We start from the raw sequence: 11,594 nt of genomic DNA, 5'->3' as shown, positions 1-11,594 counted from the left end.
TCGCCGCCCTCGCCGGCGCCGTCACCACCACCACGGAGCCGACCCGCGACGCGCCCGCCGAGGCCACCGGACGCGTCGAACTCACCCCGATCCAGGACTGGTTCTTCACCGAGCACACCGTCGCCCCCGACCACTACGGCATGTCCGCCCAGGTGGAGCTGGCCCCGGACACCGACACGGCGCTGCTGGAGCGGGCGCTCGGCGCGGTCGTCGCCCACCACGACGCGCTGCGGATGCGGTTCGTCCGCGACGGCGGCACCTGGATCCAGGAGTACGGCGACGCCGCCGCACAGCCGCTGACCGTACGGGACCTGTCGGCGGTGGCCGACGAGGAGCGGGACGCCGCCCTGCACGAGGCGGCCCTCGCCGCGCAGCGCTCCCTCGACCTGGCGAGCGGCACCCTGGTCAGGGGCGTCTTCTTCCGCCTCGGCCCGGCGCGGCTGCCGCGCCTGTTCCTGGCGGTGCACCACCTGGTGATGGACGGGGTGTCCTGGCGGATCGTCCTGGACGACCTGTCCACCGCCTACGCGCGGCTCGCCGACGGCCGCCCGGCCGACCTGGGCCCGCGGACCAGCAGCTACCAGCAGTGGGCACGGCGCCTGAGCGCGCACGTCCGCTCCGGCGCCCTCGACCACGAGCTCGGCCACTGGACGGAGACGGCCGCCGCCGTCCGCCCGCTGCCGCGCGACGGGCACGGCGACGACACCGGCAACACCTTCGGCGCGACGGCGGTGACGTCCGTACGGCTCGACCGCGCCGGGACCGAGGCACTGCTCCAGCGGGTCCCCGCCGCCTACCGCACGCGGATCAACGACGTGCTGCTCACCGCGCTCGGCCGGGTCCTGCGCGACTGGGCGGGCGATCCGGTGACGGTCGCCCTCGAAGGCCACGGCCGCGAGGAGCTGTTCGACGACGTGGACCTGTCCCGCACCGTCGGCTGGTTCACCACCATCCACCCCGTCACGCTGGACGTCCCCGACGGCGACTGGGGCCAGGCCCTGAAGTCGGTGAAGGAGCGGCTGCGGGCCGTGCCGGGCCACGGCATCGGGTACGGGGCGCTGCGCCACCTGTCCGAGCCGGGCAGCCCCGCGCGCGCCGCGCTCGCGACCGCCCCGCAGCCCGGGATCAGCTTCAACTACCTGGGCCAGTGGGACGGCGCCACCGGCGACAGCGGCCTGGTGCGTGCCCGCCTGGCCGCGCTCGGCGCCGACCAGGCGCCCGGGCAGCCCCGGCCGCACCTCATCGACATCGTGGCCGCCGTCGGCGACGGCGAACTGCGCATCGACTGGATCCACGCCCCCGCGGTGCACCGCACCACCACCGTGCGGCGGCTCGCGGACGCGTTCCTCGCCGCGCTGCGCGAGGTGGTGGAGCACTGCCTGCTGCCGGGCAACGGCGGGGCGACCCCGTCCGACTTCCCGCTCGCCGGGCTCGACCAGGCGGCCGTGGACCGGATCGCCGGCGACGGCCGGGACGTCGAGGACGTCTTCCCGCTCACCCCCATGCAGAGCGGCATGCTCTTCCACACCCTGTCCGACCCGGGCGCCTACGCCGAGCAGATGTCCTTCGAGCTCGACGGCGTCACCGACCCCGCGCTGCTCGCCCGCGCCTGGCAGACGGTCGCCGACCGCACCGGTGTGCTGCGCGCCTCGCTGGAGTGGCGGGAGGTGGAGCGCCCGCTGATGGTGGTCCACCGCGGGGCCAGGCTGCCCGTCACCCACCTGGACTGGCGCGCCCTGCCCGCCGCCGAGCGGGACGAGGCGGTGCGCCGCCTGCTGGCCGAGGACCGGGCCCGGCCGGTCGACCTGACCGCCGCTCCGCTGATGCGGCTCACCCTCGTCCGGCTGACCGACACCTCGGTGCGGCTGGTGTGCGCCTTCCACCACGTCCTGCTGGACGGCTGGTCCACCTTCGACCTCCTCACCCAGACCTACCGGGCGTACGCGGACCTGACCGCCGGGCGGGAACCCGCTCCGCCCGCCCGCCGGCCGTTCGGCGCGTACGTGGAGTGGCTGGAGCGGCAGGACCTGGCGGCGGCCGAGGCGTACTGGCGGGAGACCCTCGCCGGTTTCCGGACACCGACCCCGCTCCCCGCCGTCCGGCACTCCGCGCCCGGCCACCGCACGGGCTCCACCGCCCGGATCGCGCGCCGCCTGCCGCCGGGGGTCTCGCGCGAGCTGTCCGACTTCGCCCGGCGGCACCGGATCACCGTGAACACCGTGGTCCAGGGCGCCTGGGCGCTGCTGCTCGCCCGGCACGCCGGGGTGGACGACATCGTGTTCGGCGCCACCGTCTCCGGCCGTCCCGCCGACCTGCCGGGCGCGGAGTCGATGATCGGCATGCTGATCAACACCCTGCCGGTGCGGGTCCGCGTCGACGCGACCGCGCCGGTGGCCGACTGGCTGGCCGGGGTGCAGCGGGCGCAGGTCGAGGCGCGCCAGTACGAGTACGTGCCGCTGCCGCGCGTCCAGGCGTGCGCCGACGTGGAGCGCGGCGAGGAGCTGTTCCGCACCCTGGTCGTCTTCGAGAACTACCCGATGGACGACGAGGCGGCCGCCGCGCACGGGCTGCGCGTCCGCGGGCTGACCGGCACCGAGGCGACCAACTACCCGCTGAACCTCGTCGCCTACGGCGGTGACGAGCTGGCCTACACCCTGGCGTACGACGCGGAGCTGTACGACGCGGACACCGCGGCCCGCCTCTGCGGCCACCTGGAGGCCCTGCTGACCGCGCTCCCCGCCGCCGACGGGGCCGTGCCGGTGGCCGAGGTGCCGATGCTCACGGCCGCGGAGTCCGAACTGACCGTACGGGCCTGGAACGACACCGCCCGTGCCCTGCCCGAGGCGTCGCTGACGGAGCTGTTCGCCGCCCGGGCCGCCGCGCGGCCCGACGCCGTCGCCCTGACGTACGGGGACGAGGAGGTGACGTACCGGGAGCTGGACGAGCGGTCCGGCCGGCTCGCCCACCACCTGGTGTCCCTGGGCGCCGGCCCCGGCACGTTCGTCGGCCTGTGCCTGGAGCGCGGCGCGCACGCGGTCACCGCGCTGCTCGCCGTCCTGAAGGCCGGCGCCGCCTACGTGCCGCTGGACCCGGGCTACCCGGCCGACCGGCTGGCGTACATGATCGACGACGCCGGGCTGGAGCTCCTGGTCACCGAGGAGGGGACCCGCGACCGGCTGCCCTCCGCGGCGGCCCGGACCGTCGACCTGGACCGGGACGCGTCGGAGATCGCCGCGCGGCCGGCGGCCGCGCCCGCGCCGCACCCGGCACCGGACCAGGTCGCGTACGTGATGTACACCTCCGGCTCGACCGGCGTCCCGAAGGGCGTGCTCACCCCGCACCGGGCCGTCGTCCGGCTGGTGCACGAGGCGGCGTACACGGACGTCGGCCCGGACGACACGGTCGCGCAGTTCGCCTCGCTGTCCTTCGACGCGTCGACGTTCGAGGTGTGGGCGGCCCTGCTGCGCGGGGCGCGACTGGCGGTGCACCCGCGGGGGCTCCCCACGACGGCGGAGCTGGGCCGGTTCCTCAAGGAGCACGGCGTCACCCACCTGTGGCTCACCGCGGGCCTGTTCCACCAGGTCGCCGACGACGACATCGGCGTGTTCTCGGGACTGCGGCAGCTCGTCGCGGGCGGCGACCGGCTCTCCGCGGAGCACTGCGCCCGGGTCCTGAACGCCCATCCCGCGCTGCGGCTCACCAACGGGTACGGCCCCACCGAGGCCACCACCTTCACCACCACCCACGACCTGCGGGGCCGGCTGGACGGCGGTTCCGTGCCGCTGGGCTCCCCGCTGCCCAACACCCGCGTGTACGTGCTGACGTCGGGGCTCGTCCCCGCGCCGGTCGGCGTGCCGGGCGAGCTGTACATCGCCGGCGACGGTCTGGCCCACGGCTACCTGGGGCGGCCGGGGCTGACGGCGGAACGGTTCGTCGCCGACCCCTTCGGCGCGCCCGGAGCCCGGATGTACCGGTCCGGGGACCTGGTGGCCTGGCGGGCCGACGGCACCCTGGAGTTCCTCGGCCGGACCGACGGACAGGTCAAGGTCCGCGGGTTCCGGATCGAGACCGGCGAGGTCGAGGCCGCGCTCGTGACCCACCCGGCGGTCGGCGCCGCGGCCGTCGTGCCGCACACCGACCCCGGCTCGGGCCGCACCGTCCTGGTGGGTCACGTGGTCCCGGCCGACGGGGCGCCGGCGCCCGGCACGGCCGAACTGCGCGCCCACCTGGCGTCGTCGCTGCCCGAGCACATGGTCCCGGCCCTGTTCACGACCCTGGAGGCGCTGCCGCTGACCGCCAACGGCAAGGTCGACCGCAGGGCGCTTCCCGCCCCGGAGCGGCACCTCGCCGCCGGCGGGGAGTACGAGGCCCCGGCGACCGCGACCGAGGAGCTGATAGCCGAGGTCTGGCAGGAACTGCTGGGGGCCGAACGGGTCGGGGTCCACGACGACTTCTTCGAGCTGGGCGGCGACTCGCTGCTCGCCCTGCGCACGGTGTCGCGGATCAACGCCCTGTTCGGCACCGACCTGTCACCGCGCGCGCTCTTCGAGAGGCCGACGGTCGGCGAGACCGCCGCCGGCGTCGAGGAACTGGTCCTGGCCGAGCTGGAGGCGGCCGCCGGGACTTCCTGACCCACCCCGCTCCCCCAACCCGCACCCTTCACCCGAGAGGTTCCACGGTGTCCAACCCCTTCGAGAAGTCCGACCGTTCGTACGACGTCCTGGTCAACGAGGAGGGCCAGCACTCGCTGTGGCCCACCGGCACGGCCGTCCCGGCCGGCTGGGAGACCGTCCTCGCCGGCCGGTCCCGTGAGGAGTGCCTCGCCCACGTCGAGGCGAACTGGACCGACATGCGCCCCCGCGGCCTGCGCTCCGTCACCGCCTGACCCGGCCCACCGCCGCCCGGCCCGCCGCCGCCACCCTCGGCGCGGGCCGGACGGACCGCCTTCCCGACCCGCCGACCAGCCATCTCCTGGGGGATCCCGCCCATGAACACGCCGTCTTCCCGCGCGGACCGGATAGCAGCTCTGCCCGAACGACTGCGCGAGGCGCTCGCCCAGCGTCTGGCGGGACAGGGCGGGGCGGCCACCGCCGCGCCGCTGGTCCCGGTGGTGTCCCGCGACGGCGAGCTGCGGCTGTCCTTCGGCCAGCAGCGCCTTTGGTTCCTGGAGGACTTCGCGCCCGGCGGCGCCGACTACCACTCGGCGCTGCCCGTACGGATCAACGGCCCCCTCGACACGGAGGCGCTGCGCGCCGCCGTCCGTGATCTGGTGGCCCGCCACGAGGCGCTGCGGACGACGTTCTCCGCGGTCGACGGCCGTGCCACACAGATCGTCCACGACCGGCTCGACCCCGACTGGGTGACCGCCGACGCCGCCGACGAGGAGGCCGCGCGGGACGCCGTGCGGGCGGAGACGGCGCGCCCGTACGACCTGGAGTCCGGCCCTCTGGTGCGGGTGCTGCTGGTGCGTCTGGCCGCCGAGGAGCACGTGTGCGTGCTGGGGATGCACCACATCGTCACCGACGGCTGGTCCATGGGCGTCGTCGCCCGCGAGCTGGGCGAGCTCTACACCGCCCGCACCGAGGGCCGCGCGCACCGGCTGCCCGAGGTCGCCGTCCAGTACCCGGACTTCGCCGCCTGGCAGCGCGCCCGGCTGGAGGACGGCGGCCTGCTGGCGCAGCAGCTCCACTGGTGGCGCGAGCGGCTCGACGGCATCGCCCCGCTGGAACTGCCCACCGACCGGCCCCGCCCGGCCGTACGCTCCTCGGCCGGCGCGGTGTACGGCTTCGAGCTGCCCGCCGACACGGTCGCGGCGCTGAAGGAGCTGGCCCGCGAGCGGGGCGCGACGCTGTTCATGGCGCTGACGGCCGCGGTGAAGGCGGTCCTCGCCCGCTGGTCCGGCCAGGAGGACATCGCCGTCGGCACGTCCTCGGCCGCGCGCGGCCACCGGGAGCTGGAGCAGCTGGTCGGCTTCCTGGTGAACAACGTCGTCCTGCGCACCCAGGTCGACCAGGACCTGACGTTCGCGGAGCTGCTGGGCCGCGTCAAGGACACCGTCCTCGACGCGTTCGCCCACGAGGACGTCCCGTTCGACAAGCTCGTCGAGGCGGTGCAGCCGGAGCGCGACCCGAGCCGCACCGCGCTCGTGCAGGCCATGGTCGTCCTGCACAACACCCCGGACGACGCCCTGGCCCTGCCCGGCACGACGGTCTCCCCGTACCCGATGGAGCGCGAGGCCTCCCTGTTCGACCTGACCTTCGAGTTCGAGGAACGGGACGGGCGGCTGCGCGGCCTGGTCGAGTACAGCACCGAGCTCTTCGACGAGGGCACGGTGGCCCGGATGGCCGGCCACCTCGGCGTGCTCCTGGCCGGTGCGGTGGCCGACCCGGACCGGTCCGTGGCAACGTTGCCCCTGCTCACCGACGAGGAGCGCCGGCGCGTCACCGTGGAGTGGAACGCCACGGAACTCCCGGTGGACGACGCCCTGTTGATCCATGAGCGGCTGGCGGCGCAGGCGGCGCGCACCCCCGACGCGGTCGCCGTGATCGCCGAGGACGCCACGCTCACCCACCGGGAGCTGGACGAGCGCGCCAACCGGCTCGCCCACCACCTGGCCGCGCTCGGCGCCGGCCCCGGCTCCGTGGTGGGCCTCGGCGTGCGGCGCGGCTCGGCCATGGCGGTCGGCCTGCTCGGCATCCTCCGGGCGGGCGCCGCGTACGTGCCGCTCGACCCGGGCTTCCCGGCCGACCGCCTCGCGTACATGCTGGCGGACTCCGGCGCCCGGATCGTCGTCGGCCAGTCGGCCGTGCGCGACCGCCTGCCCGTCGCCGACGGCCTGCGGTTCGTGGACCTGGACGCGGAGCGGGACGCGATCGAACGGCTGCCCGCCACCGCGCCGCGCACCGCCGTCACCGCCGGGGACCTGGCGTACGTCATCTACACCTCCGGGTCGACCGGCGAGCCCAAGGGCGTCGCCGTCGAGCACCGCAACGTCCGGCACATCCTGACCGCCTGGGACGAGCGGTACGGGCTGCGGGAGCTGAAGCCGCGCTTCCTGTCGGTGTCCAGCCTCTCCGTGGACCTGTTCTTCGCCGACCTCATCCGTTCCGTCCCCTTCGGCGGGGCGCTGATCATCGCGTCGAAGGACGTCACCACCGAACCGTCGGCGCTCCTCGACCTGATCGCCGAGACGGACGCGACCGGCCTGGAGATCGTCCCCTCGCTCCTCAACGCCGTCCTCCAGGAGGTCGAGCGGCGCGGTGGGGCGTTCCCGCCGCTGCGGCTGATCTCCGTCGGCTCGGAGGCGTGGCGCGTCGAGGACTGCCGTGCCCTGCTGGACCGCATCCGGCACGACTGCGTCGTCGTCAACGCCTACGGCGGCACCGAGGCGACCGTCGACTCGACGGTCTTCGCCCCGACCGAGGAGAGCCTGCGCGGCCGGGTGTACGTGCCGATCGGCCGCCCGTTGCCCAACACCCGCGTCTACGTGCTCGACCAGCGCGGCAACCTGGTCCCGCCGGGTGTGCCGGGCGAGATCTGGATCGGCGGCGACGGCGTGGCACGCGGTTACCACCGGCGCGCGGAGCTGACCGCCGAGCGGTTCGCCGAGAGCCCCTTCGTGCCGGGCGACCGGCTGTACCGCACCGGCGACCGGGCCCGCCGGCTGGCCTCCGGGGACCTGGAGTTCCTGGGCCGTGCCGACGACCAGGTCAAGATCCGGGGTTTCCGCATCGAGCTGGGCGAGGTGGAGAGCGCCCTGCTGACCCACCCGGACGTGCGGGACGCGGTGGTCCTGGCCCGGCAGGACGACACCGGCCGGCGACGTCTCGTGGCGTACGTCGTGACCGAGGGCTCCGACACCGGGGCGCGGACCTCCGAGCTGCGCTCCCATCTGTCCGGTTCGCTGCCGGACTACATGGTGCCCGCGCTCTACGTGCCACTGGAACGGCTGCCCCTGACCCCCAGCGGCAAGGTCGACCGCCGCTCCCTGCCCGCACCCGACCTCACCGCCGCACGCACCGGCACCGACCACACCGCACCCCGCGACCACACCGAGGAAACCCTCGCCACCGTCTGGGCCGACGTCCTCGGCGTCGAACGCGTCGGCGTCCACGACAACTTCTTCGACCTCGGCGGCGACTCCATCCTCTCCATCCAGGTCGTCTCCCGCGCCCGCCAGGCCGGACTCCACCTCACCTCCCGCCTCCTCTTCCTCCACCAGACCATCGCCGCCCTCGCCGGCGCCGTCACCACCACCACGGAGCCGACCCGCGACGCGCCCGCCGAGGCCACCGGACGCGTCGAACTCACCCCGATCCAGAGCTGGTTCCTCCAAGAGCACACCGTCGCCCCCGACCACTACGCCATGTCCGCGCACCTGGAGCTCGCCCCCGGCACGGACGCCGAGCTGCTGGCAAAAGCCCTCGACGCGGTCGTCGCCCACCACGACGCGCTGCGGATGCGCTACGCCCGCCAGGGCGACACCTGGATCCAGGAGTACGGAGACCGGCCTTCCGGCCTCCTCGCCGTCCGCGACGTCGCCGCCGACGAGGACACCGAAGAGGTCCTGAACAGCGCGGCCCTCCAGGCGCAGCGCGCCCTGGACCTGTCCGGCTCCACCCTGGTCAGGGGCGTCCTGTTCCGCTTCGGCGACGGCGCCGCGCCCCGCCTCTTCCTCGCCGTCCACCACATCGTCATGGACGGGGTGTCCTGGCGGATCGTCCTGGACGACCTGTCCACCGCCTACGCGCGGCTCGCCGACGGCCGCCCGGCCGACCTGGGCCCGCGGACCAGCAGCTACCAGCAGTGGGCACGGCGCCTGAGCGCGCACGTCCGCTCCGGCGCCCTCGACCACGAGATCGGCCACTGGCGTTCGGTCGGCCCGGACGACGCTCCCGCGCTGCCCGTCGACCATCCCGACGGCCGCAACGTCACCTCCGCCGAGCGGACCGTCGAGGTGCGCCTGGGACGCGAGGAGACCGAGGCGCTGCTGCACCGTCTCCCGTCGGTGTACCGCACGCGGATCAACGACGTGCTCGTCAGCGCCCTGGGCCGCGTCCTGGCCGACTGGACGGGCGCCGACCGCCTGGTCCTGGGCCTGGAGGGGCACGGCCGCGAGGAGCTGTTCGACGACCTGGACCTGTCCCGCACCGTCGGCTGGTTCACCACCCACTTCCCCATCGCCCTGACGCTCCCCGCCGGGCGCGGCTGGGGCGAGACGGTCAAGTCCGTCAAGGAGCAGCTGCGGGCCGTGCCGGGCCGCGGCCTCGGCTACGACGCGCTGCGTTTCCTGTCCCCGCCGGGCACGCCCGGTCACGCCCTGCGCGCGGACCGGCTCCCGCCCATCAGCTTCAACTACCTCGGCCAGTGGGACGGCACGACCGCGCGGGACGGACTGGTCCGCGACCGTCTGCCGGCCCTCGGCCACGACCACGCGCCGGACGAGCCCCGCCCGTACCTGCTGGACGTCGTCGGCATGGTCGAGGACGGCAGCCTCGGCTTCACCTGGATCTTCTCCGACGAGGTCTTCGACCGGGCGACGGTGGAGCGGGTGGCGGGCGAGCACGTGGCCGCGCTGCGGGCCCTGGTGGAGCACTGCCAGGACCCGGCGAGCGGGGGCGCGACCCCGTCCGACTTCCCGCTCGCCGGCCTGGACCAGGCGGCCGTGGACCGGATCGCCGGCGACGGCCGGGACGTCGAGGACGTCTTCCCGCTCACCCCCATGCAGAGCGGCATGCTCTTCCACACCCTGTCCGACCCGGGGTCCGGGGCCTATTTCGAGCAGATGAGCTTCGTCCTCGACGGGGTCACCGATCCCGGCCTGCTGGAGCGGGCCTGGCAGCACGTCACCGACCATCTGGAGATCCTGCGCGGCGCCGTCGTGTGGGAGGGGGTGGACCGTCCGCTGCTGGTGGTGCGCCGGCACGTCGTGACACCGGTCGTCCACCTCGACTGGCGCGGCCTGGACGCCGACGAGCAGGCCCGTGCGCTGGAGCGCCACCTGGCGCGGGACCGCGCGCGCGGCATCGACCTGTCGGCCGCCCCGATGGCGCGGCTCGCCGTCGCCCGGACGTCGGACACGTCCGTGCGGGTGGTGCGCACCTCCCACCATGTGCTGCTGGACGGCTGGAGCACCTTCCAGATGCTCGACGAGCTGACCACGGCGTACCGGGCGCTGGCCGCCGGCGAGGAGCCGGTGCTGCCCGCGCGGCGCCCGTTCAGCGCGTACGTGGAGTGGCTGGAGCGCCAGGACCTGTCCGAGGCGGAGGCGTACTGGCGGGCCCTGCTGGACGCGTTCGAGGAGCCGACGGCGCTGCCGTACGACCGGCGGCCCACCGCCGGCCACCGCGCGCAGTCCACCGAGCGGCTGGTGACGCGGCTCTCCGCGGACGCCTCGCGCCTCCTGTACGAGTTCGCCAGGACCCATCGGCTCACCGTCAACGCGGTGGTGCAGGGCGCCTGGGCGCTGCTGCTGTCCCGGTACGCCGGGGAGCGGGACGTCGTGTTCGGCGCCACCGTCTCGGGCCGCCCGGCCGATCTGCCGGGTGTCGACTCCATGGTGGGCATGCTGATCAACACCCTGCCGGTGCGTGTGGCCGTCGACGGTGACGCGCCGGTCGCCGAGTGGCTGGCCCGTGTGCAGCACACCCAGGTGGAGGCCCGCCAGTACGAGTACGTGCCGCTGCCGCGGATCCAGGGGTGGAGCGGTGTCGAGCGCGGTACGAACCTCTTCGAGAGCCTGGTGGCGTTCGAGAACTTCCCCGTGGACGGCGACACCGGCCCCTGCGACGGCGTCCGGCTGCACGGACTGGAGGGCGCCGACGTCACCAACTTCCCGCTCAACCTGGTCGCCTACGCGGGGGACGAGCTGGCGTACGCCCTCGCCTACGACCCCGAGCTGTTCGACGCCGGCACGGTCGAGGGGATGTCCGGGCACCTGGACGCCCTGCTCACCGGCATGGCGGCCGACCCCGGCCGTCCGGTGTCGGCGGTGCCGATGCTCGCCCCGGGTGAGCGGGAGCGGCTGGTGGGCGACTGGGCGGTGACGCCCGGCGTCGCCGCCTGGGACGGCACGATCCACGACCGGATCGCCGCGCGCGCCGCGGCCACGCCCGACGCGGTGGCCGTCTCCTGCGCGGGCGAGACCCTGACCTACCGCGAGCTGGACGAGGCGGCCAACCGCCTGGCCCACCACCTGGCCTCACTGGAGGCCGGACCCGGACGGCTCGTGGCCCTCTCCGTCGAACGCGGCCCCCAGATGGTCGTCGGCCTGCTCGGCATCCTCAAGACCGGCGCCGCCTACGTCCCCCTGGACCCCGCCTACCCCGCCGACCGGCTGGCCTACATGCTGGAGGACTCCGGCGCCGAACTGCTCGTCTCGCACCGTGACCTGAGCGCGAGCCTGCCCGTGGCGGGCGTGCGGGTCGTGGACCTGGACACCGAGTCGGAGACCATCGCCGGGCTGCCGGGGACACCTCCACAGACGGGTGCGTCGGCTTCCGACCTGGCGTACGTGATCTACACCTCCGGCTCCACCGGCCGTCCCAAGGGCGTGGCGGTCGAGCACCGCACGGTGCTCCACCTCATGGCCAACT

3 protein-coding genes are annotated in these 11,594 nt (G+C 74.8%); all 3 read left to right on the top strand.

All coding sequences use genetic code 11. From position 1 onward, the window contains the following. The coding region (locus ACF061_RS38885) for an amino acid adenylation domain-containing protein (RefSeq protein WP_392271747.1) at nucleotides 1-4,631 on the top strand (4,631 nt) is incomplete at its 5' end. A gap of 47 nt (nucleotides 4,632-4,678) precedes the next feature. Further along, nucleotides 4,679-4,885, top strand: a complete 207-nt coding sequence (locus ACF061_RS38880) for an MbtH family protein (RefSeq protein WP_392271746.1) — start codon at nucleotides 4,679-4,681, stop codon at nucleotides 4,883-4,885. A gap of 102 nt (nucleotides 4,886-4,987) precedes the next feature. Beyond that, on the top strand, nucleotides 4,988-11,594 hold a 6,607-nt coding region (locus ACF061_RS38875), incomplete at its 3' end, for an amino acid adenylation domain-containing protein (RefSeq protein WP_392271745.1).

Source organism: Streptomyces sp. NPDC015220 (assembly GCF_043079345.1).
Classification (GTDB): Bacteria; Actinomycetota; Actinomycetes; order Streptomycetales; family Streptomycetaceae; genus Streptomyces.
This window is presented reverse-complemented; position numbering and strand designations above follow the sequence as displayed.